The following is a 21,119-nucleotide window of genomic DNA, read 5'->3' on the forward strand; positions in this document are numbered from 1 at the left end:
TGCACGATGCCGAATTCACAAAGTCGGGAGTGAGCGATCTGTATGAAGCGACGCAATCTGCATAGTGGCGGCCGGCGCCGTCTCATTCGGCCGGCGTTGCCTGGGGCTGGACGGGGGAGGTTGCCGCCTCCTTCTCGCCGAACAGCCAGATCTGCAGCCGGTCGAGATAGAGATAGACCACCGGCGTCGTGTACAGCGTGAGGATCTGCGACACCGCGAGGCCGCCGACAATGGCATAGCCGAGCGGCTGCCTGATCTCCGAGCCCGCGCCGGTGCCCACCATCATCGGCACGGCGCCGAGCATTGCCGCCATCGTAGTCATCAGGATCGGCCTGAACCGCTTGATGCAGGCCTGGTAGATCGCCTCTTCCGTGCTGAGTCCTTCATTGTGTTCGGCGTGGATCGCGAAGTCGACCAGCATGATGCCGTTCTTCTTGACGATGCCGATCAGCAGGATGAGGCCGACAATCGCGATCACGGTCAGATCGAAATGGGCCGCCATCAGCAACAGCAGCGCACCGACGCCGGCCGACGGCAGGGTCGAGATGATGGTGATCGGATGGATCGTGCTCTCATAGAGCATGCCGAGGATCAGGTAGATCACGAACAGCGAGGCGAGGATCAGGATCGGCGTGCTCGACAGCGAGGCGCCGAAGGCCTGGGCGTTGCCCTGGAAGCTGGTCTGCAGCGAGAGCGGCGGATTCAGCTCCTTCTTCACTGCATCAATGGTGCTCACGGCCTGGCCGATGGCGGCACCCGGCGCAAGGTTGAACGAGATCGTCACCGACGGGAACTGCCCCTGGTGATTGACGACGAGCGGCGAGACCTTCACGACCGAATCGACCAGCGTCGACAACGGCACCTGCTGCCCGCTCGAAGATTTCACATAGATGCCGTTGAGCGCATCGGGCGAGTACTGGAACTTCGGATTGACCTCCATGACGACATGGTACTGCTGCAGCGTGGTGTAGATCGTCGAGACGATGCGCTGACCAAAAGCATCGTCCAGCGTGTTGTCGATGGTGAAGGGCAGGATGCCGTAGCTCGAGGCGACTTCACGCTTGATGGTGATGTCGAGCAGCGGCCCGGCATTGAGCTGGTCGGTGGTGACATCGGTGATCGAGGGGATCGTTCTGATCTTGTCGAGGAACAGGCCCGCCCAACGGGTGAGCTCGCCCGGATCGGCATCGTTCATCGTGTACTGGAATTGCGTCTTGTTCAGCCGGGCTCCGATCGTGATGTCCTGGGCGGGCTGCATGTACAGCGTGACGCCCTGGATTTTGGCGAGGTTCGTCCGCAATCGCGCGATCACCTTGTCGATCGGATCACGCCGGTCGGCTGGCTTGAGCTGGATGTAGACGCGCCCGTCATTGACCGTGTAGACGCCGCCACCGGCGCCCACCGCGGCCCCGACGGAAGCGACGGCGGGATCGCGCATGATGACGTCGAGCAGGGCTTGCTGGCGCTGGGCCATCGCCTGGAACGAGATATCCTGCGACGCCTCCGACTGACCGAGGATCAACCCAGTATCCTGCTCCGGGAAGAAACCCTTGGGAATGACGACGTAGAGATAGCCGGTCAGCGCGATGGTGCCGAGCATCACCATCAGCGTGATGAAGCGGTGACGCAGTACGATCCTGAGGCCGGCCTCATAGAGGTTGAGCAGCGCGTCGAATCCGCGTTCGGACAATCGATAGAGCCGGCCGTGCGAGTTGCTTTCGGGCTTGAGCAGATATGCGCACATCATCGGCGTCAGCGTGCGCGAGATCACCAGTGAGAGAACGAGCGCCACGCTCACCGTCATCGCGAACTCGCGGAACAACAGCCCGACATAGCCGCTCATCAGGAACAGCGGGATGAACACGGCGATGAGCGAGAAGGTGATCGCCATGACGGTGAAGCCGATCTCGCCGGATCCCTTCATCGCCGCATCATAGGGCGAGAGCCCCTCCTCGATGTGCCGCGTGATATTCTCGATCTCGACGACGGCGTCGTCGACGACAAAACCGACCGCAATCGACAGCGCCATCAGCGACAGGTTGTCGAGGCTATAGCCCATTTCGTAGAGGATCGCGAAAGTGCCGACCAGCGACAGCGGCACGGTGACGGCCGGGATGATGGTCGCCCAGAAGCTGCGCAGGAAGATGAAGATCACCATGACGACTAACCCGATCGTCAACAGCAGCGTGAACTGCACGTCGGCGATCGATGCGCGGATGGTATCGGTGCGGTCGGAAATGACGTTGATCTTGATGCCGGCGGGAATCGAGGCCTGCAGCACCGGCATCATCGCCTTGATGCGCGCGACCGTATCGATGACATTGGCGCCGGGCTGGCGCTGGATCGCCAGGAGGATCGCCCTCTGATTGTTGTACCAGCCGGCGATCAGGTCGTTTTCCGGCGCGCTGATCGCGCGTCCGATGTCACGGATGCGGACCGGAGATCCATTGCGATAGGCGACGACGAGATCGGCATATTGGTCGGGCTTGAACAGTTGATCATTGGTGTTGAGCGTGTAGGTCTGGCGCGGGCTGTTGAGCGTGCCCTTCGCCAGATCGACATTGGCCTGGCCCAGCACTGTCCGCAGATCCTCCAGATTGATGCCGCGGGCGGCCAATGCCTCCGGGTCGACCTGGATGCGGACGGAGGGCTTCTGCTGGCCGCCGACGCCGACGAGACCGACGCCGGAGATCTGCGAGATCTTCTGCAGCAGGATGTTTTCGGAATAGGCGTCCACCGTGGTCAGCGGCAGGCTGTCCGAGGTGATGCCGAGCACCAGGATCGGCGTGTCGGCCGGATTGACCTTGCGGATCGTCGGCGGATACGGCAGGCCCGTCGGCAAGTAAGGGGAAGCGGCGTTGATGGCCGACAGCGTGTCGCTCACCGCACCGTCGATCTGACGGCTGAGATCGAACTGCAGCGTGATCTGGGTGTAGCCGAGCGCACTCGCCGACGTCATCTGGGTGAGGCCCGGGATTTCGCCGAACTGCAGCTCGAGGGGCGATGCCACGGAAGATGCCATGGTCTGCGGATCGGCGCCGGGCAACTGAGCGGTCACCGTCAGCGTGGGATAGTTGACGTTCGGCAGCGCCGCCACCGGCATCAGCGGATAGGCGACCAGCCCAGCTACGAACAAGCCCACCATGAGCAGGGCGGTCGCGATCGGCCGTCGGATGAACGGTGCGGAAATATTCATGGGATTGGCGTCTGCATTGCGTCCTGCGCGGCGGCTTCCTCGGCCGCCTTGCCATGGAGCGCGATCACATGTGTGCCCGGCTGCAGCTTGTATTGGCCGTCGACCACCACCCGCTCATTTGCCGAGAGTCCGGAATCGATCAGCGCCTGTCCGTCGCTGATTTGCGCCACCTTGACCTGGCGGATCGCAACGGTGTTGTCGGGATTGACGACCCACGCATAGGTTCCATTCGGACCTTGTTGGATCACCGCCGCGGGCACGGTGAGGCCGTTGTGTCGCGTGTCGAGCAGCAATAGCGCGTTGACCAGCTCACCCGGCCAGAGCTTGTTCTCCTTGTTGGAGAAATTGGCCTTGAGCTGGATCGAGCCCGTGGTCTGCAGGATCTCGTTGTTGACGAGGCCAAGCTGGCCCTGGCCGAGCTCGATCGTGTCGTCCTGGTTATAGGCGAGGACGGTGAGCGGCGCCTTGGTGATTTGCTGCTGCTTCTGAATTTGCGGCAGGACCGTCTCCGGAAGTGTGAAAATCAGCGAAATCGGATCGAGCTGGGTCACCACGCAGAGGCCGTTCGTGCTCGACGGGCTGATGATGTTGCCGACGTCGATCTGGCGGATCCCGACCACGCCGTCGATCGGTGAGGTCAGGCGCGTGAAGCTGAGCTGCACCTTCGCGGCCTCGATCAGCGCCTTGTCGGTTGTGATCGCGCCGTCCAACTGCCCGACTTGCGCCTTCTGGGTTTCGATCAGTTGCGGTGTCGCCCAGCCTTTGGCCCCCAACTGGGTGTAACGGACGAGGTTGGCATTGGCGTTGGCGAGCTGTGCCTGATCGCGTTCCAGTGCTCCGGTGTACTGATCGATTAGCGCCTGATAGGGGCGCGGATCGATCTGCGCCAGCAGGTCGCCGGCATGCACATGCTGGCCTTCGGTGAAGTTGATGGTGAAGATCTGCCCCTGGATCTGGGCGCGCACCACGTCGGTGTTGTAGGCGATCACGGTGCCGACGCCGGTCAGATAGATCGGCACGTCGTGCTGGCTGACCGTTCCGGCGACGATCGGCACCGGGGACGGCCGGGCCGGCGCCGCGGCGGCCGTCTCGAACGGGAAGTCATGCATGGCGTGGAGCAGAGCGCCGGTCGCCACTGCGGCGGTCAGCATGACGGCACCGACAACGATCTTCTTTTTCATGGTCTGGGCTTCGCTGAGAGATTTGTTAGCAACCCGGAATAGCTGCCGATGACGTGACACTGCCCGCAGTGAGGATTGAGCAGGCACTGCCTGCCATCGTGGAGGTGGAGGCGGTTGGAGCGGGAGTGAGAACCGTCGGCACGGTCGGGAGGGCCGCAACCGGTCCAACGACGCCTGGAAGGAGCGATACGCCGGGTGTCGGCACCGGCGCCGCCGAGCTGACGCCGAGGTTGCCGATCTCGGTCGAGTCGAGGGGAATGCCGGTTCGATTGACACCGCCCATTGTCGTGGGCGAGGTCGATGACGGTGTCGATGATGCAATGACGCTGGTCGAGCCCGAACCGCACATCCCGGACGTTCCCGACGTGTCGATGATGCCGGATGCTGTCGCCATGCCCGAGCTCTCCAGCGTGCCTGACGTCGTCGACACGCCCGATGTCGGTGAAATCACGGGCGATATGCCCGGTGTCGCGGCCGTATTGCCCGCCATGGCCGCGGTTGCAGGCGCGGTCGATCCGACCGCCATTCCGGCGCCGTCGAAGGTGGCGGTCGATCCGAACATCTGGGTCGGCGCTGTTCCAACTGTCGAACAGACCGTGCCGCTGCTTGGAATTGCAATCGTGCCCGTCGCGGGAGCCGCGAGCGGACTGACTCCCGCGGATGAGAGCTCGGTTGCGCCCAGCGGAATTCCCGTTGGCGAGACCGGCGAGCCCGCGCTGCCGAGCGGAGAGGTTGCGTCAAGCGTCGGAGTCGGCGTCGCCATGCCCGTCACTTGCGCGACAGCGGCATTCGCTGTGAACAATCCTGCAAGCAGGGTCGTTGCCAGGATCGCTGTCAATCGTCTCATCATGACACTTCCTCTCCGTGAATGAAGCGCCCCGCATCGAATGCGCCAGCCGACCGAGCCGACCGGATTCTCCGACGGCTTGAAAGTAGGCGCGTTCGGCGGCGCATCCACTAAATTCGTCTTTAGGAATGCAGTGAGATATCGCTTGGGATTTTCTTTGCGCAGCGCTGCGCGGAGCGCAGCAATAGCGCAGCGCTAATCCACTGATGCGCGCATGCGCCGGACAGCGGGATTTGAATCTACGATACTACCAATAAAAAAAGCGGCCGGGACCGCACAAGCGGTCCGGCCTCTTCAGTTTCGACCGTCAGCTCGACTGACAGGACACTCGTTCAACGGTGGTCCGAAGCAACCGGATCAGTAATAGCCGTAGCCGTAATAGCCATAGCCGGTGCCGGGTTCACAGGGAACGTTGCCGTCGGTCCAGGGCTGCGAGGCAAACGCGCCTACCCGCGGGGCGGGAACGCAGCCCGGTCCGCCGACATAGACCTGCTCCGGCGCCGCAACGGCAGCGGCATTGGCACGCAGAGCGTGGCGCGTGTGTTCGCGAGCCATCGCGGGAGTTGCAAGCGTCGCCGCAGCGACCAGCGCGATCGACAAGAGCTTGATTGCAGACATGGGTATTCTCCATCAGGAAGCGGAGCCAATGGAGCGTGGCTCCCCTTTCGAAGTGCGGATCGCGACACCCTGTTTAAAGAGCGCGTCTTCTCACGTTCTCTCAATGCCGCGTGAGCGCATTCGTGCGCAGGTTGCAGGCGGGAGCTGCCCGCTCACAACGACGTTACACAACTCAGAGCATGATCCGGACCCGGAGGGCCGCGTTAGCGCAAAGCGGGATACAGGTTCTCCGAAAAGATCATGCTCAAACAAGAAGATAGAGCGCGATGATGCTTCGAGGAAAAATCATCCCGCGCCAGCAGCTTGGTTTCAGTTGAAGCTAGACGGCCGTCGAAAGCGTGCGCATTTCGGCCTGCCACGGTGCTATCGCATGTTGCCCGGTGGCGATCGTCACGACTTCGTTCCAGCGTGACAGGAAGGCCTCGACGCAGGCGGGATCGAATTGGCGCGCCTTGCTGTCCTCGAGGTAACGACGCGCGTCCGCAAGCGGCATCGGATCCTTGTAGGGACGCTTCATTGTCAGCGCATCGAAGACGTCGGCGACTGCGACGACGCGGGCCGCGATCGGAATGTCGGTTTCCCTGAGCCCGTTGGGATAGCCGCTGCCATCCCAGCGTTCGTGATGAGCGGCAGCGATCTCGGCTCCAAGCTGGATCAGCTCGCAATGGCTGTCGGCGAGAATGCGTCCGCCGATCACGGCGTGGGTGCGTATGATCGCGATCTCCTCCGCATTCAGCCGGCCGGGCTTGAGCAGAATGCTGTCGGGTATCGCGACCTTGCCGACGTCGTGCAGGGGGGCCGCAAGATAGATGTCGCGGATGAGCCGCGGCGGCAGGCCGAGTTCTTCGGCGATGATGCGGCTGTATTTCGCTACCCGAAGCGTGTGCTCGCCGGTATCGTTATCGCGGTATTCGACGGCGAGCGCCAGACGAAGGATGATCTCCTCCTCGCGCTCCTGCAGCTTCTGCGTGGCGCTGGCAACTTCCCGGACGAGATCGGCTGCGCGGTCGTTCAGTTGCCGAACGGCAATGCCGAGCCGGATGAGATTTCTCAGCCGGACCCTGGTCTCCAGAGTTTGCGGATGTTTCGGCAGGAAATCGGTGGCGCCGGCCTCGAGCGCCTGCATGCGCACGTCGTCCGTCTGTACCGAGGTGATCATCACGATCGGAATATTGCCGAAGTTCTCGATCGCACGGAGTTCGCGGATGAATGTGACGCCGTCCATTCTCGGCATCTCATAGTCAACGAGGACGATGTCATATTGGCGCTGCATCGCCGATGTCATCGCCTGCAGCGGACAGGTGTACGCCGTGACCTGCACGGTACCGTCGGCTTCCAGGAGCCGCGTGAGGAAGTCGAGGACAGAACGGCTGTCGTCAACGAGAAGCGCTTGTGTAAGCATCTGACGTCCTGGTACGTACGGTCGGTTGTACGAGACCGAGAGCTACTGTGCAGGCTCTTAACGTCGACCTAAGCCTGACAATCGCCGATTGCATGGCTTTTTTGATGCGCGTGAATGCAGTCGCGAATCCTACCAGGCTACCCGTCGAATCCCGCGCACCGTAATCCTACGGTCATCTTGCATGGAATCGCGGTTGATTAACATCTTAATCACCATCTCTGCCGATACTTCGGCCGAAAGAGATTCGCATTCCGGCTAAAGCGAATTTCTGGGAATGCGGGGGCGGTGAATGGCTGACGTGACAGAGTCCAAACGGTGGCTGCAGTTGCCACCGGACTGCAGCATCGCGTCGATCCGCCAAGTCTACGACACGATCCGCGAGGCCTTCAGCCGCAATGATCGGCTCGAGATCGACTGCTCCGCTGTCGACAAGGCCGACGTCACCTCGATCCAGCTTTTGCTTTCCACCGCGGAGACCGGCAAGGCGCAGGGCCGCCCGGTCGTCCTGACTGCATTCTCGCAAAGCCTCCGCAATACCCTTCGCCGCGCAGGCTTCTCCAGCGATGCGATGATCGACCAACATTTTCACAACAAGGATGGCGCGTGATGGCTACGGTCCTGACGGTCGATGATTCCCCCAGCATCCGCCAGATGATCAAGGTCGTGCTCGAGCCGGCCGGTCACAACGTGATCGAGGCGGGCGACGGCGCGCAGGGCCTGGCGAAGGCGCAGGCGGGCAAGCTTGATCTCGTGATCACCGACCTCAACATGCCCGTCATGAACGGCCTCGAACTGATAAGGGCCCTGCGCAAGCTGCCGTCGCAGGTCGGCCTGCCGATCGTTTTCCTCACCACCGAGTCCAACGACGCGGTGAAGCAGGAAGCCAAGAGCGCCGGCGCCACCGGATGGATCACCAAGCCCTTCAAGCCTGAGCAATTGCTCGCGGTGGTTAACAAGCTGGTGCGGTCATGAGCAGCATGGACCCGACGGAGATATTCCGTCAGGAGGCGAGCGAGCTTTTCGAAACGCTCGAAGGCGCCCTGCTTGATCTTGGCCTGCGTCCCGATGACCGCGAGCTGGTCGACTCGGCGTTTCGCGCCCTGCATACCATCAAGGGCTCCGGAGCGATGTTCGGCTTCGACAAGGTCGCCGCGTTCACCCACGAATTCGAGACCGCCTTCGAGCTGGTCCGCAAAGGCGAGATCAAGCCGACCCAGGAGCTGATCGCGGTCGCGCTGGCTGCAAAGGATTACATCCGCGCCCTGATCGAAGCGCCTGACAGCGCCGATTCGATCATCGGCGACGCCATCCTGGATGATCTGAAGCGTTTCGTTTCACCTGTCGAGCAGGTCCTGCCGGTCGAGTCTGAGATCGACACCCCGCCGGCAAGCGAGAGCCGACCGGCGGGCTGGCAACTGCGCCTCGAATTCGAGTCACATATTCTCCGCAACGGCTCCAATCCGCTCGACCTCCTGGATGATCTCTGCAAGCTCGGTCCCTGCTTCGTCGTGCCGGTCACCGATGGCGTGCCGCTATTGGACGAGCTGGAGCCCGAGGACTGCTACCTGAAATGGGACGTCACGCTGCATAGCGGTTGCGACAAGGACGCTATCGACGACGTCTTCATGTTCGTGCAGGACGAGATGAAGCTGACGCTGGTGCCGCTGGCGCAGGTCGAGCGCGCGGCGCCGACGTTCGCAATGGCGGAAGCCGAGCCGGTGGCTCCTCCGGTTCCGGCCCCGGCGCCGACCGCTTCCTCGGTCCCCGCTGCGGCGGAGCCGGCGACGCCGCCGGAACGGAAGCGCGACGAGCCGAAGCGCGCGGAAGAGCGCGGCATCGCCACCGTCCGCGTCCAGGCCGAACGGCTCGATGAGTTGATGGACCGGGTCGGAGAGCTCGTCATCGCCCAGGCGCGGCTCAGCCAGTTGGCCGCAGCCGGCTCCGATCTCTCGATCAAGATGATCGCGGAGGAAATCGAGCGGCTGGCGGGAAGCCTGCGCGACACCACGATGGGCGCGCGGATGGTGCCGATCGGCTCCCTGTTCGGCCGCTTCCGAAGGTTGGTCCACGATCTGTCCCGCGACCTCGGCAAGCCGGTCGAATTCGTCACCTCGGGCGAGGATACCGAGCTCGACAAGACCATGATCGAATGTCTTGCCGATCCGCTCGTGCACCTGATCCGCAATGCGGTCGACCACGGCATCGAGGATTCCGCAACGCGCGCGGCGGCCGGCAAGACCGAGCAGGGGCGGATCGAGCTGCAGGCCGTCCATTCCGGCGCACAGGTTCTCGTCACCGTCAAGGACAATGGCGGCGGGCTCAACACCGCGCGCATCCGCGCCAAGGCGGAAGAGCAGGGGCTGATCGCGCCCGGTGCCGCGATGTCGGATCATGAGATCCATCAATTCCTGTTCCATCCGGGGTTCTCGACCGCCCAGACCATCTCCGCGCTGTCCGGCCGCGGTGTCGGCATGGACGTGGTCAAGCGCACCATCGAGAATATGCGCGGCTCGATCGATCTGTCGACAAAGACCGGCGAGGGAACGAATGTCACGCTGCGCCTGCCGCTGACGCTTGCGATCATCGAGGGATTGCTGATCCGGGTCGGCGAGGGCCGCTACATCATTCCGCTCCCGGCGGTAGAGGAGTGCGTCGAGCTCACGGCGGACGACGAGCGTTCGCGTGGGCGCAATTTCCTCAACGTGCGCGGCAATCTCGTGCCCTTCCTGCGGCTCCGCGACATTCTCGACGTGTCGGGTATGCCCGGACAGCATCAGAAGACGATCATCATCTCGACCGGCGAGACGCGCGTCGGGCTGGTTGCCGACCAGATCATCGGCAATCATCAGACCGTCATCAAGTCGCTTTCGAAACTGCATTCCGACGTCACGATCTTTTCCGGCGCGACCATCCTCGGTGACGGCACGGCCGCGCTTATTCTCGACGTGGCGCAACTCGTCGCGCTGGCGCAGTCGCGAGCGGAAAAGCAGCAGATGAGCGAGGCGGCATAGATGGCGAAAGATCCGCAGCAGGGCGCCGGGACCGTCCAGGACGGTTCGATGCAGGTGGTCATGATCGGGCTCGGCGACGAGAAATTCGCGCTCGATGCCGGCCTGGTGCGCGAGATCATCGATCCGGTTCCCGCGACGAAAGTGGCCGGCTCGCGCTCGTTCGTGCCCAGCGTGATCAATGTGCGCGGCAATGTCATTCCGCTGGCCGACCTGCGCATCCGTTTCGGGATGCCGCAGACCGAAGCCTCCACGGAGACACGGATCGTCGTGATCGAGGTCGGCATCGACAATGAGCCGGTCCTGGTCGGCGTCACCGCCGACAAGGTCTACGAGGTCACCGAGATCTCGCGGACCGACGTGCAGCAGACGCCGCGCGTCGGCATGCATTGGAAGCCGGAGTTCATCCGCTTCATCACCAAGTGGCGTGAAGAGTTCGTCATCGTACCGAATATGGAACGTATCCTGAATTGAGGACGTCTCGGGGGCGAGACTGAGGTTGGGGGCTGCACATGAGATTTACGGTCAAGGCCAAGCTGGCCGTTGCGTTCGGTTTGATCATCGTCCTGTCCGCGGTCGCGGGCGGTGTCGCCTACATGAAGCTCGGCGACATGATGGAGACCGCCGACGGCATGGTGCTGCGCGCCACGCGGATGGAGAAGGCGACGCAGATCGAAAAGGACATCCTGCTCCAGCTTCGAGCGGAGAAGAATGCGATTCTGGGGACGGAAGCCGACGTCGAGCAGTTTGCCGCGGAGGCAGCGAAGACCCGCGAGGCGGCGCTCAAGATAAAGGACGAGGTCTACGCACTGGCAAGCGAGGCCGGCAGGAAGCTGCTCGACACGTTTGCGGGCGCCTACGCCAAGATGAACGCCTTCCAGGAAGATACCATCAAGCTGGCGAAGACCGACAAGGCCAAGGCCACGGAGCGCTCGATGCATGAGGGACGCAAGGTCGTCGCCGATGCGCTCGAGGCCATGGGCGCCTATGTCGCGAATACGAAGAGGCAGATGGCCGAGCAGGCTGTCCAATCGAAGGAGGCGGGCCACCAGGCGCAACTGATGTTGATGACCCTGATTGGTATCTCGCTCGCGGTTGCGGTCGCGGCGGCGCTCTGGATTTCGATCAGCATCAGCCGCTCGCTCGGACGTGCGGTCGATCTTGCAGGCTCAGTCGCCGATGGCGATCTCAGCAAGACCATTCCCAATGCCAGCAATGATGAGATCGGCGATCTCGTGAAGTCGCTGAACGTGATGGTCGAGAAACTGCGGCAGATCGTGTCGGAAGCCCTGACCGCGGCGCAGAACGTCTCGGCCGGCAGCCAGGAGCTTTCGGCCAGTGCCGAGCAGCTCTCGCAGGGCGCGACCGAGCAGGCGTCCTCGGCTGAAGAAGCCTCCTCCTCGATGGAGGAGATGGCCTCCAATGTGAAGCAGAACGCCGACAACGCCAACCAAACCGAGAAGATCGCGGCGCAATCGGCCAAGGATGCCGAGGCCAGCGGCGCCGCAGTCGGCCGCGCCGTCGAAGCGATGCAGACGATCGCCGAAAAGATCACGATCGTGCAGGAGATCGCGCGGCAGACCGACCTGCTCGCCCTGAACGCCGCGGTCGAGGCCGCGCGCGCCGGCGAGCATGGCAAGGGCTTTGCCGTGGTCGCCTCCGAAGTGCGCAAGCTCGCCGAACGCAGCCAGGCGGCCGCCGCCGAGATCGGCACGCTGTCAACGGAGAGCGTGAAGGTCGCGCAAGAGGCGGGCAGCATGCTTGCCAAGCTCGTGCCCGATATCAAGAAAACCGCGGACCTGGTCCAGGAAATCACGGCGGCCTGCCGCGAGCAGGATGTCGGTTCGGCGCAGATCAACCAGGCGATCCAGCAGCTCGACAAGGTCGGCCAGCAGAACGCCAGCGCATCCGAACAGGTTTCCTCGACCTCGGAAGAGCTGGCCTCCCAGGCCGAGCAGTTGCAGTCGACGATCGCCTTCTTCCGCATCGACCATGGCCGCAAGGCCGCCGCCGCGCCGATCGACAAGGCGGTCAGCCAACTGCGCGCGAAGGCTGCGACAATGGCGGCCGCCGATCGCGGCGCCAGGAAGCCGCCGGCCGCCGCGGCGAAGCCGCAGGGCCGTCGCGCCCTCAAGGTTGCCAATGGCGGCGGCTTCGCTTTCGAGCTGGATGAAGACGGGGACGACCGCGACGCTGATTTTCAGCGCTGAGGAGTGAAGCGTTGGTGGGCTGGCAGGTTGGATTGATTGCGGTCCGACCAACAATTCGAGCATTCTCTTGGGGGCTGAAATGAGACTTACCGTAAAAGCAAAATTGGCCGGCGCCTTTGGCCTTGTCATCCTGTTGTCCATGGTCGCGGGCGCGGTGGGCTACGTGAAGCTCAGCGACATGGTCGGCACGGCCGAGAGTCTCGTTTCGCGGGCCGGACGCATGGACAAGGCCGCCGAACTCGAAAAGGGCATCCTGCTTCAGGTGCGGGCCGAGAAGAACTCCATCATCGCTTCGGAAAAGAACTATGACCAGTTCGTTGCCGACCTCGCGAAGATTCGCGAGCCGCTGCTCAAGACCAGGGACGAGATCTATGCCGGAGCAACCGACAGGGGCAAAAGGCTGATCGATGCTTTCTCGGCCGCCTACGTCAAGATGAATGCCTATCAGGATGAGACGGTCCGCCTCGCGAAGGTCGACAAGGCGGCGGCGACGGATCGTTCGATGAACGACGGTCGCAAGGTGGTGGCCGACGCGCTGGAAGCCGCAAACGCCTACATCTCGCTCGTCAAGTCGGCGATGGCCGAGCAGACCGAGCAGGCAAGGCAGGACGGGGCGCGCGCCGAGATGCTGTTGGTCATCCTGGTGCTCACCTCGCTCGTGATCGCGGTGGTGGCGGCGACCTGGATTGCGCTCAACATCAGCCGCGGACTCAGCCGTGCCGTAAACCTTGCCGATGCGGTTGCGATCGGTGATCTCAGCCAGAAGATCGACGTTGTCAGCAACGACGAGATCGGCGACCTCGTCAAGTCGCTGAATGCGATGACCGTGAACCTGAACGGAACGGCGGCTGTCGCCAACGAGATCGCGCAGGGCAATCTCACCGTCGATGCCAAGCGCTTGTCGGACAAGGATACGCTCGGCATGGCCCTGCAGCGCATGGTCGAGAAGCTCCGCACGATCGTCGCGGAAGCGCTGACGGCGGCGCAGAACGTCTCGGCCGGCAGCCAGGAGCTCTCGGCCAGCGCCGAACAGCTCTCGCAAGGCGCGACCGAGCAGGCCTCCTCGGCCGAAGAAGCCTCCTCCTCGATGGAGGAAATGGCGGCCAACGTGAAGCAGAACGCCGAGAACGCCAACCAGACCGAAAAGATCGCGGGGCAGTCGGCGAAGGATGCCGAAGCCAGCGGCGCCGCGGTCGGCCGCGCCGTCGAGGCAATGCAGACGATCGCCGAAAAGATCACCATCGTGCAGGAGATCGCGCGGCAGACCGACCTGCTCGCCCTGAACGCGGCGGTCGAGGCCGCGCGCGCCGGCGAGCACGGCAAGGGGTTTGCAGTCGTCGCCTCCGAAGTTCGCAAGCTCGCCGAGCGCAGCCAGGCGGCCGCAGCCGAGATCGGCACGCTGTCGGCGGAGAGCGTGAAGGTGGCACAGGAAGCGGGCAGCATGCTGGCCAAGCTGGTGCCTGACATCAAGCGGACGGCGGAGCTGGTGGAAGAGATCACGGCGGCCTGCCGCGAGCAGGATGTCGGCTCGGCGCAGATCAACCAGGCGATCCAGCAGCTCGACAAGGTCGGCCAGCAGAACGCCAGCGCATCGGAGCAGGTCTCCTCGACCTCGGAAGAACTGGCCTCCCAGGCCGAACAGCTGCAGTCGACGATCGCCTATTTCCGTATCGACCAGGCAAAGGACAGGCCGGCGACGGCAATGCCGATCGACCGCGCCGTCGGCCAGCTCCGCGCGAAAGCCGCGAGCATGGCAGCCGCCGAGCGCAAGCCCGTCGCCAAGCCGGCACGCGCGCTCAAGGCCGCCGCCGGCGGTGGCTTCGCCTTCGCGATGGAAGACAGCGACGATCGCGACGCCGATTTTCAGCGCTAAAGCATGATCCGGAAAAGTGGGGAACCGATTTTCCGAAAAGATCATGCTCAGAAAAGAAACACGCGGGGCCTGGCCTTCGAGGCGATTCCCCGCGATCTCTGACCGGAAGGACGCAACATGGCCGGCACCGCTCAATATCTGACGCTCGGTCTCGCCGGGGAGACCTTCGGCATCAGCATTTGTAACGTCCGCGAAATCCTCGACATGCGGCCGATTTCGCGTCTGCCGCACGCGCCGCATTTCATGCTCGGCATGATCGACGTGCGCGGCAGCGGCTATCCGATCGTCGACCTCCGGCTGAAGCTCGATCTGCCGAGCGTGCCGGCGACGGAGGCGACGCGCATCATCATCCTGGACGTGCCGATGAACGACCGCCTGGTTGGCGTCGGCTTCGTGGCGGACTGCGTGTTCGAGGTCACCGATATCGACGAGGACTCGATCGGTCCCGTGCCCTCGGTCGGCGGACGCTGGCAATCCGACTACATCGCGGGCATCGGACGCAAGGGAGAAAAGTTCGTCATCATCTTCGATCTCGCACGATTGATGGCCGATGCGGAAGTGTCCGCCGACAAGGCCCGCGTCGACGCATCTGCCGCAGCCTAGATCTGCGACATCGGCGATGCCGGGGGCCGGGGTACATCTATCCGATCGTCAATTCCGCACGATCGCTGAATTGATCGAGGGGCAGGTCGGCATCAAGCTGCCTGCCGGCAAGCGCCTGATGCTGGAAGGGCGGCTGCACAAGCGCGTCCGCGCGCTCAACTATTCCGGGCTCAACGAATATGTCGAGCATCTGTTCGACAATGGCCTGCCCGACAACGAGCTGACCCATCTGATCGATGTGGTCACGACCAACAAGACGGATTTCTTCCGCGAGCCGGCGCATTTCACCTTCTTGAAGGAGGTCGCGGTGCCGGCGCTCCTGAAGCCGCGCGGCCGCGGCTCGCACGGGTTGAAGATATGGAGCGCGGCCTGCTCGACGGGCATGGAAGCCTATACGACCGCGATGGTTCTCGACGACATGACGAGGTCTGGCACAAGGTTCCAGTTTCGCATCCTCGGAACGGACATCTCGACCGCGGTGCTGCGGCTTGCCAAAGCCGCCATCTACACGCGCGACGTCATCGCGCCGGTCCCTTCCGAGTTCGTGAAGCGCTACTTCCTGTCGTCGAAGGACCGATCGAGCAACGAAGTCCGCGTGGTGCCGGAATTGCGGCGACTGACGAATTTCATGCGGATGAATTTAATGGATTCCAGTTATCCGGTGGACCGCGACGTCGACATCATCTTCTGCCGGAACGTCCTGATCTATTTCGACAGGCAGACGCAGCGCAAGGTCGTCGATCAGCTTTGCTCGCACTTACGGCCGGGAGGCTATCTGCTGGTGGGGCATTCCGAATCGATGATCCACAACACGGTGCCGACGTTGAAGCAGGTTCAGCCGACAGTTTTTAGAGTCTAGCGACGTGGAGCGCACGGCAATGCCAAAGCAGAAACTTCGCGTGCTGATCGTGGACGATTCGGCGTCGGTACGCCAAATTCTCACGACCATCCTGAGCGAGGATCCGGATATCGAGGTGATGGCGACCGCCTCCGATCCGTTCGCTGCGGCGCGGCGGCTGCAGAACGAATTGCCCGACGTGATCATCCTCGACATCGCGATGCCGCGCATGGATGGGATCACGTTCCTGCGCAAGATCATGGCGCAGCGCCCGATCCCGGTGATCATCTGCTCGTCGCTCACCGAAGAGGGCTCCGATCAGATGTTCGAAGCCTTCGAGGCCGGCGCGGTCGATATCGTTCCAAAGCCACGGATCGATACCCGGCAGGCGCTGCTGGAATGTTCAAACCGGCTGCGCGAAGCGGTGAAGTCGGCGGCGCGTGCGCGCGTGCGCCCACGCCAGCAGCGGCGCAGCGTCGAGAAGAAGCTGACTGCCGATGCCATCATGCCGCCGCCGATCCAGGGGCGTTCGCGGCCGACCACTGAACGCATCGTCTGCATCGGCGTCTCGACCGGCGGCACCGAGGCGCTGCTCGACGTGCTGGAGGCGCTGCCGCCGAGTTGCCCGGGGATCCTGATCGTTCAGCACATGCCGCAGGGCTTCACCGCGGCGTTCGCGCGGCGTCTCAACGCCGCCTGCCAGATCACGGTGAAAGAGGCGGAGGATGGCGAGCCGGTGCAGCCGGGCTGCGCCTATATCGCGCCCGGCGCGCGCCACATGCTGCTGCAACGAACCGGCCTGCGTTACAGCATCGCCATCAAGGACGGCCCGCCGGTGTCGCGGCATCGGCCCTCGGCCGACGTCCTGTTCCGTTCGGCGGCCCAATATGCCGGCCGCAATGCGCTCGGCATCATCATGACGGGGATGGGCGACGACGGCGCGAGGGGCCTTTTGGAGATGCGCAAGCTTGGCGCGGCGACGCGCGCGCAGGACGAAGAGAGCTGCGTGGTGTTCGGCATGCCGAAAGAGGCGATCGCGCACGGCGCCGTGGAGAAGGTGGTTTCGCTCAACCACATCGCGCGCGAGATCATGCTCTGGCACCAGGCCGGACAACCTGCGCTGACGGAATGATGCAATGACCTCTCCCGACATCCAGACCGGCATGGTTGCTGCGGCAGTTGCCTCCGTCGAGGAGGTGTCGTCCCGCATCGAGGATAGTTTTGCCAAGGTCGGCAATCATCTCGGTCGCGGTCACGCCCTGTTCAAGGAGCTCGAGGGCGCGCTCACCGGCCTCTCGCGCGAAATGTCGGGCGCGGAGATCGAAGGCGCCTCGACGGCGCTTCAGGATATCGCCGGCTGCTTGAACGCGCTGGCCGAGGCACTGCCGGCGGAAAGCGCGCTTCTCGGCCGGATCGGTGAGGACGCCGAGGCCGCATCCGCGCAGATCGCACCGCTCTTTAAGCATATCCAGATGATCTCCATCATCGCGCGGAGCGCGCGCATCGAGGCGGCGTCGCTGGACGGCGAGCGCGACAGCTTCCTTGATTTCACAAAGGAGGTATTCGAGCTCGGGCAATCGGTGCAGCGTTCGATCGAAGGCTGCGCGCGCGATCAGAAGCTGCTGTCGGTAGCGGTCGAAACTGCGCTCAACAGGCAGAAGGAATTCGAGAAGCTCTATCGGGGGCAGCTTCTCTCGGCGAGCGCCGGTCTGATCTCGGCCTATGCAGGGATGCGCGAGCAGCAGGACAAGAGCGTCCATCTTGTCGAGCTCGCGGGCAGGAGCACCAAGAAGATCGCCGATGCCGTCGGCAGCGCGATCATCTCGCTGCAGTCGGGCGACAGCACGCGGCAACGTCTGGAGCATGTCTGCGGCGGCTTGCGTCGTGTCGCTGTCGCAGCAGTAAGCACCGTTCCGGCGCTCGAAGCGGATGCCAGTGCGCAAAGAGCCCAGATCATCTGCCAGCTCCAGGCCGCGCAACTCAAGGATGCGGATCGCGAGTTCGGCGATGATATCGGCGCGATCGTCCGTTCGCTGAATGCCATCCTTGCCGATGCGACCGGCGTGGTTGCGCAAGGTCGCTCGGTATATGGCGGCCATGGCGGCGAGGCCCGGTCATTCCTTGCCGTCATCAAGCAAACGCTGGCGCAGGCCTCGGAGCTGATTGCGACCTGCGAGAATTCGGGCAGATCGGTCGATGCTGCCCTCTCCGTCGTCGAGGATACGCTCGGCAAGTTTCGTCTGGCGATCACGGGCCTTGGCGAGGCCGTCGTCGACATCATCCTGATCGGCATGAATGCCAGCCTCAAGGCCGGCCATCTGGGCGTGAAGGGCAATGCGTTCGTCGTGATCGCCAACGAGCTCAAGATGACCGCGGATCAGGTCTCCGCCGGCGCTTCCAGGCTGAAGCCGATCCTCGACCGCATCGAGCGCGCTGCAGGCGATCTCAAGGAGTTGCGCGCTCATGGAAATCCCGCGCAATTGACCAGGCTCGAGCCGTCGATTCTGCAAACGCTGCAGGAGGTCGAGGCCGGCAACGCGCGGCTCGATCGGTTGATGGACCGGCTCGTCCACGAGGGTGCCGAATTCGAGGCCTTGATGGGTGGTGCCCACGATCTGATGACCGCGCTCGGCGAGGCATCCGCGTCCCTCCCGGCTGCTGCCTCGCGCCTCGAGGCGTCGAGCGCAACGATCGGAAAGCTGTCGCTGACTTCGAGCGATGAGGCGGTGCTGGACGATCTGTTCGCGCAGTACACGATGGAACGGGAGCGGCAGGTCCATCGGGACGTCCTGCAGCGCCTCGGCGTGATGTCGAAATCCACGCCGCACCGGCCCGAGCCGGAGGTGCACGACGACGGCGTCCTGCTGTTCTAGAGCATGATCCGGAAAAGTGTGAAGCGGTTTTCCGGCTCATGCTCTAGCCATCTCATCACGCTCGAATAGGCCTTGCCGGGAGCTTGGCCAGAGTAGATTTCTGTCACAAAGAGGCTATATGAGCTAGCTTCCGGCCGAAGCCGCGCCCCTCGCTTGCGAGCCGCTTTGCGGGCCGGATGATTCCACGGAAGACAGGCACGAACGAGATAACCGGATGCTGGCGCGGGGTTCGCTATTGGGCGCGCATGTCGGCGCTGAAGCCCCTCAGCCCGTGCGCGCGATCGTCACGGTAAGCACTGCGCGATGAAATCCTTCGTAACCGATGACGATCCGGATGCCTCGCTGTTCGGGCAGGGCTTTCGGCTGATGCTGTTTCCGGCGATCGTCGGGTTACTTTTCGTGGGCGGCGTGTATTGGCTTCACCTTCAGCTCCACAGGGCTGGCGGGCAGGCCGAGCCGACGGCAGTCGTCGAGGTCCGGCTGTTGCCGCGTCCGGATCCGCTGCCGATTCCCGTGAACCAAGCTTCGCAGTCAACGGCCGTGAACGCAGCAAACCCGGGCAAGGCTCCGACTGAGACGCCGGCCGAGATGTCGCGCAACACGCTCGCGGCACTGCCGGTCGAAGAGACGTCGTCTTCCGAAGCGGCCGTTTCGAGCAGGATCCCGCTGCGTTCCGCGGACGCCGTGCCAACCCCCGCGAAGCTGCAGTTCAGGGACATCCTGGTGCGTCATATCGACAAATTCCAGCGCTATCCGCAGGCCGCCAAGCGGCAGCATCTGCAGGGGACGGTGCTTGCGGTCTTCTCGGTCGGCCGAGACGGGAAATTGCTCGGCGCCTGGGTCAAGACCAGCTCCGGTCAAGCCGTGCTCGATCAGGCCGCAATCGATACCATTCGCCGCGCTCAGCCGCTGCCGCAGATACCGCCGGCTCTTCCCGATTCCATGACCGTGGAAGTCGCGCTCGGCTTCGATCCGTCGTGAGATCCGGGGCTGCCTAGCCCCGTGACGCTTCCGCCGCATCGAACGCCGATCTCGCCATCGCGATCTTCGTCTGGCTTGTCTCCGCCCAAGTGACGAGTTGGGCCACGGGTTCGAGCAGGGATTCGCCGAGCTCTGTCAATCCGTACTCCACGCTCGGCGGCTTGGTCGGGAACACGCGGCGCGTGATCATGCCGTCGCGCTCGAGGTCGCGAAGCGTTTGCGTCAGCATGCGCTTGGAGATGTCGGGGATCGACCGCCGAATCTCGCTGAAGCGATGCGGCCGCTGCGCGAGCACGATCAAGATCAGCGTGGTCCACTTGTCGCCGAGACGATCCAGGATGCCGCGGACCGGGCAAAGCGCGAGGTCGAACTCGCCGCCGCGCCAGGTCTGGAAGCGCTGCCCCAGGCACTCCTGGGCCGACCCAAGGTTATTTTCGCGTAACCCTGTCACCAAAACCTGCCTCCTTCCGCGATCTCCGGCGGCCTCGTATCTAGGCTTGGTCTCTATTTTAGACCAGGAAGAGGAACATGACAATTTCCGAACGTATCGCCATCACCGGGGCAACCGGCCAGTTGGGCCGCCTCGTCATCGCCGAGCTTTTGCGGATCGCCCCCGGCGCGCATCTGGTTGGCATCGTCCGTGACCCCGTCGCCGCCAAAGACCTGGCGGAGCGCGGCATCGAGCTTCGCACCGCCAATTATGAAGACCCCGCCGCCGTCAAGGCCGCGCTCACAGGCGTGGACAAGGTGCTTCTGATCTCTTCGAGCGAGATCGGGCAGCGCGTCCGCCAACACGGCCATGTCATCGATGCAGCGCAAGCGGCGGGCGTGAAGCTGCTCGCCTACACCAGCATCCTCCATGCCGACACCAGCCCGCTGGCGCTGGCGGAGGAGCACCGCAAGACGGAAGCGCTGATCCGCGCATCCGGTGTGCCGTTCGTATTCCTCCGCAACGGCTGGTACGCCGAGAACTACACCGGGAATATTGCCGCCGCGATCCAGCACGGTGCTGTGCTGGGTTCTGCAGCGGATGGCCGCTTCTCCCTCGCCGCGCGCGCCGATTACGCCGCGGCTGCGGCAGCCGTGCTCGCAAGCCGCGACAACCAGGCGGGCCAGATCTACGAGCTTGCCGGCGACAATGGCTACACCCTCGCCGACTATGCCGCTGAGATCGCCAGGCAGTCCGGCAAGCCCGTCGTCTACAGGGATTTGCCGGAGGCCGATTACAAGGCTGCGCTGGTGTCGATCGGTCTGCCGGAAGCCTTCGCGGCGCTCCTGGCGGACAGCGATGCCAAAGCAGCCAACGGCGCGCTCTATGACGCCTCCAGGCAATTGAGCGCGCTCATCGGTCGCCCGACGACGCCGCTGGCCGAATCGGTGTCAGCAGCGCTCGCGCGATAGAGGGCCTGTAGCCCGGGTGGAGCGCCAGCGTAACCCGGGGCCGCTCTCGAGCTCAGCAATAACGGCCCGTCATTCCGGGGCGCGCGCA

18 protein-coding genes are annotated in these 21,119 nt (G+C 63.6%); 13 read left to right on the forward strand and 5 right to left on the reverse strand.

All coding sequences use genetic code 11. From position 1 onward, the window contains the following. Positions 1 to 82 precede the first annotated feature (82 nt). A complete protein-coding gene (locus AC5ZG1_RS16625) occupies positions 83 to 3,196 on the reverse strand; it encodes an efflux RND transporter permease subunit (RefSeq protein WP_496133506.1) in 3,114 nt (1,037 codons plus the stop codon). Continuing rightward, entirely contained in the window at positions 3,193 to 4,377 is a 1,185-nt protein-coding gene (locus AC5ZG1_RS16630) for an efflux RND transporter periplasmic adaptor subunit (protein WP_496133507.1), read from the reverse strand. The genes AC5ZG1_RS16625 and AC5ZG1_RS16630 overlap by 4 nt, the downstream gene beginning before the upstream one ends. 125 nt (positions 4,378 to 4,502) lie before the next feature. Here AC5ZG1_RS16630 and AC5ZG1_RS16635 point away from each other — a divergent pair, with 125 nt between their 5' ends. Then, on the forward strand, positions 4,503 to 5,249 hold the full coding sequence (locus AC5ZG1_RS16635) for a hypothetical protein (protein ID WP_496133508.1): 747 nt from the start codon (positions 4,503 to 4,505) through the stop codon (positions 5,247 to 5,249). Between the two features lie 332 nt (positions 5,250 to 5,581). On the opposite strand, the gene AC5ZG1_RS16640 is transcribed toward AC5ZG1_RS16635, so the two are convergent. Both AC5ZG1_RS16640 and AC5ZG1_RS16645 read right to left on the reverse strand, forming a co-directional pair. Next, positions 5,582 to 5,842: a hypothetical protein gene (locus AC5ZG1_RS16640; protein WP_130225922.1), complete on the reverse strand. Its 261-nt coding sequence runs from the start codon at positions 5,840 to 5,842 to the stop codon at positions 5,582 to 5,584. 319 nt (positions 5,843 to 6,161) lie between these two features. Next, the gene (locus AC5ZG1_RS16645) at positions 6,162 to 7,244 is read right to left on the reverse strand and encodes an HD domain-containing phosphohydrolase (protein ID WP_496133509.1); all 1,083 of its coding nucleotides are present in this window, start codon (positions 7,242 to 7,244) and stop codon (positions 6,162 to 6,164) included. A 289-nt stretch (positions 7,245 to 7,533) separates the two neighbouring features. Here AC5ZG1_RS16645 and AC5ZG1_RS16650 point away from each other — a divergent pair, with 289 nt between their 5' ends. The 11 genes from AC5ZG1_RS16650 (at position 7,534) to AC5ZG1_RS16700 (ending at position 19,630) form a co-directional block, all read left to right on the forward strand. Further along, positions 7,534 to 7,851 carry an STAS domain-containing protein gene (locus tag AC5ZG1_RS16650; RefSeq protein WP_028167213.1) on the forward strand — a complete coding sequence of 106 codons (318 nt, stop codon included), beginning with the start codon at positions 7,534 to 7,536 and terminating at the stop codon, positions 7,849 to 7,851. Beyond that, a complete protein-coding gene (locus tag AC5ZG1_RS16655; protein WP_027580048.1) occupies positions 7,851 to 8,216 on the forward strand; it encodes a response regulator in 366 nt (121 codons plus the stop codon). The genes AC5ZG1_RS16650 and AC5ZG1_RS16655 overlap by 1 nt, the downstream gene beginning before the upstream one ends. Next, positions 8,213 to 10,255 carry a chemotaxis protein CheA gene (locus tag AC5ZG1_RS16660; protein ID WP_456642841.1) on the forward strand — a complete coding sequence of 681 codons (2,043 nt, stop codon included), beginning with the start codon at positions 8,213 to 8,215 and terminating at the stop codon, positions 10,253 to 10,255. Before AC5ZG1_RS16655 ends, AC5ZG1_RS16660 begins: the two co-directional genes overlap by 4 nt. Beyond that, positions 10,256 to 10,726 (forward strand): chemotaxis protein CheW, encoded by a 471-nt coding sequence (locus AC5ZG1_RS16665; RefSeq protein WP_496133510.1) that lies wholly within the window; start codon positions 10,256 to 10,258, stop codon positions 10,724 to 10,726. Positions 10,727 to 10,764: 38 nt separating this feature from the next. Further along, on the forward strand, positions 10,765 to 12,462 hold the full coding sequence (locus tag AC5ZG1_RS16670) for a methyl-accepting chemotaxis protein (protein WP_496133511.1): 1,698 nt from the start codon (positions 10,765 to 10,767) through the stop codon (positions 12,460 to 12,462). Between the two features lie 79 nt (positions 12,463 to 12,541). Further along, complete coding sequence (locus tag AC5ZG1_RS16675) at positions 12,542 to 14,335, forward strand: methyl-accepting chemotaxis protein (RefSeq protein WP_496133512.1); 1,794 nt, start codon at positions 12,542 to 12,544, stop codon at positions 14,333 to 14,335. A gap of 117 nt (positions 14,336 to 14,452) precedes the next feature. Further along, entirely contained in the window at positions 14,453 to 14,938 is a 486-nt protein-coding gene (locus AC5ZG1_RS16680) for a chemotaxis protein CheW (RefSeq protein ID WP_456642845.1), read from the forward strand. A gap of 16 nt (positions 14,939 to 14,954) precedes the next feature. Then, complete coding sequence (locus AC5ZG1_RS16685) at positions 14,955 to 15,797, forward strand: CheR family methyltransferase (protein ID WP_456642846.1); 843 nt, start codon at positions 14,955 to 14,957, stop codon at positions 15,795 to 15,797. Between the two features lie 19 nt (positions 15,798 to 15,816). Next, positions 15,817 to 16,908, forward strand: coding sequence for a protein-glutamate methylesterase/protein-glutamine glutaminase (locus AC5ZG1_RS16690; protein ID WP_456642847.1), 1,092 nt, complete (start codon positions 15,817 to 15,819; stop codon positions 16,906 to 16,908). Between the two features lie 4 nt (positions 16,909 to 16,912). Beyond that, a complete protein-coding gene (locus tag AC5ZG1_RS16695; protein WP_496133513.1) occupies positions 16,913 to 18,649 on the forward strand; it encodes a chemotaxis protein in 1,737 nt (578 codons plus the stop codon). A gap of 303 nt (positions 18,650 to 18,952) precedes the next feature. Continuing rightward, on the forward strand, positions 18,953 to 19,630 hold the full coding sequence (locus AC5ZG1_RS16700) for an energy transducer TonB (RefSeq protein WP_496133514.1): 678 nt from the start codon (positions 18,953 to 18,955) through the stop codon (positions 19,628 to 19,630). A 13-nt stretch (positions 19,631 to 19,643) separates the two neighbouring features. Here the strand turns inward: AC5ZG1_RS16700 and AC5ZG1_RS16705 are convergent, their stop codons facing one another. After that, entirely contained in the window at positions 19,644 to 20,081 is a 438-nt protein-coding gene (locus AC5ZG1_RS16705; protein ID WP_028167204.1) for a winged helix-turn-helix transcriptional regulator, read from the reverse strand. Between the two features lie 77 nt (positions 20,082 to 20,158). Between AC5ZG1_RS16705 and AC5ZG1_RS16710 the strand changes: the two genes are divergently transcribed. Then, a complete protein-coding gene (locus AC5ZG1_RS16710; RefSeq protein WP_496133515.1) occupies positions 20,159 to 21,031 on the forward strand; it encodes an SDR family oxidoreductase in 873 nt (290 codons plus the stop codon). The last annotated feature ends 88 nt before the right edge of the window (positions 21,032 to 21,119 follow it).

Source organism: Bradyrhizobium sp. Leo78 (assembly GCF_059512425.1).

Excerpts from the sequence above, each read along its gene's own strand:
- AC5ZG1_RS16625 (WP_496133506.1), bottom strand. The coding sequence starts at position 3,196 with ATGAATATTTCCGCACCGTTCATCCGACGGCCGATCGCGACCGCCCTG.
- AC5ZG1_RS16630 (WP_496133507.1), bottom strand. The coding sequence starts at position 4,377 with ATGAAAAAGAAGATCGTTGTCGGTGCCGTCATGCTGACCGCCGCAGTG.
- AC5ZG1_RS16640 (WP_130225922.1), bottom strand. The coding sequence starts at position 5,842 with ATGTCTGCAATCAAGCTCTTGTCGATCGCGCTGGTCGCTGCGGCGACG.
- AC5ZG1_RS16645 (WP_496133509.1), bottom strand. The coding sequence starts at position 7,244 with ATGCTTACACAAGCGCTTCTCGTTGACGACAGCCGTTCTGTCCTCGAC.
- AC5ZG1_RS16650 (WP_028167213.1), top strand. The coding sequence starts at position 7,534 with ATGGCTGACGTGACAGAGTCCAAACGGTGGCTGCAGTTGCCACCGGAC.
- AC5ZG1_RS16655 (WP_027580048.1), top strand. The coding sequence starts at position 7,851 with ATGGCTACGGTCCTGACGGTCGATGATTCCCCCAGCATCCGCCAGATG.
- AC5ZG1_RS16660 (WP_456642841.1), top strand. The coding sequence starts at position 8,213 with ATGAGCAGCATGGACCCGACGGAGATATTCCGTCAGGAGGCGAGCGAG.
- AC5ZG1_RS16665 (WP_496133510.1), top strand. The coding sequence starts at position 10,256 with ATGGCGAAAGATCCGCAGCAGGGCGCCGGGACCGTCCAGGACGGTTCG.
- AC5ZG1_RS16670 (WP_496133511.1), top strand. The coding sequence starts at position 10,765 with ATGAGATTTACGGTCAAGGCCAAGCTGGCCGTTGCGTTCGGTTTGATC.
- AC5ZG1_RS16675 (WP_496133512.1), top strand. The coding sequence starts at position 12,542 with ATGAGACTTACCGTAAAAGCAAAATTGGCCGGCGCCTTTGGCCTTGTC.
- AC5ZG1_RS16680 (WP_456642845.1), top strand. The coding sequence starts at position 14,453 with ATGGCCGGCACCGCTCAATATCTGACGCTCGGTCTCGCCGGGGAGACC.
- AC5ZG1_RS16685 (WP_456642846.1), top strand. The coding sequence starts at position 14,955 with ATGCCGGGGGCCGGGGTACATCTATCCGATCGTCAATTCCGCACGATC.
- AC5ZG1_RS16690 (WP_456642847.1), top strand. The coding sequence starts at position 15,817 with ATGCCAAAGCAGAAACTTCGCGTGCTGATCGTGGACGATTCGGCGTCG.
- AC5ZG1_RS16695 (WP_496133513.1), top strand. The coding sequence starts at position 16,913 with ATGACCTCTCCCGACATCCAGACCGGCATGGTTGCTGCGGCAGTTGCC.
- AC5ZG1_RS16700 (WP_496133514.1), top strand. The coding sequence starts at position 18,953 with ATGAAATCCTTCGTAACCGATGACGATCCGGATGCCTCGCTGTTCGGG.
- AC5ZG1_RS16710 (WP_496133515.1), top strand. The coding sequence starts at position 20,159 with ATGACAATTTCCGAACGTATCGCCATCACCGGGGCAACCGGCCAGTTG.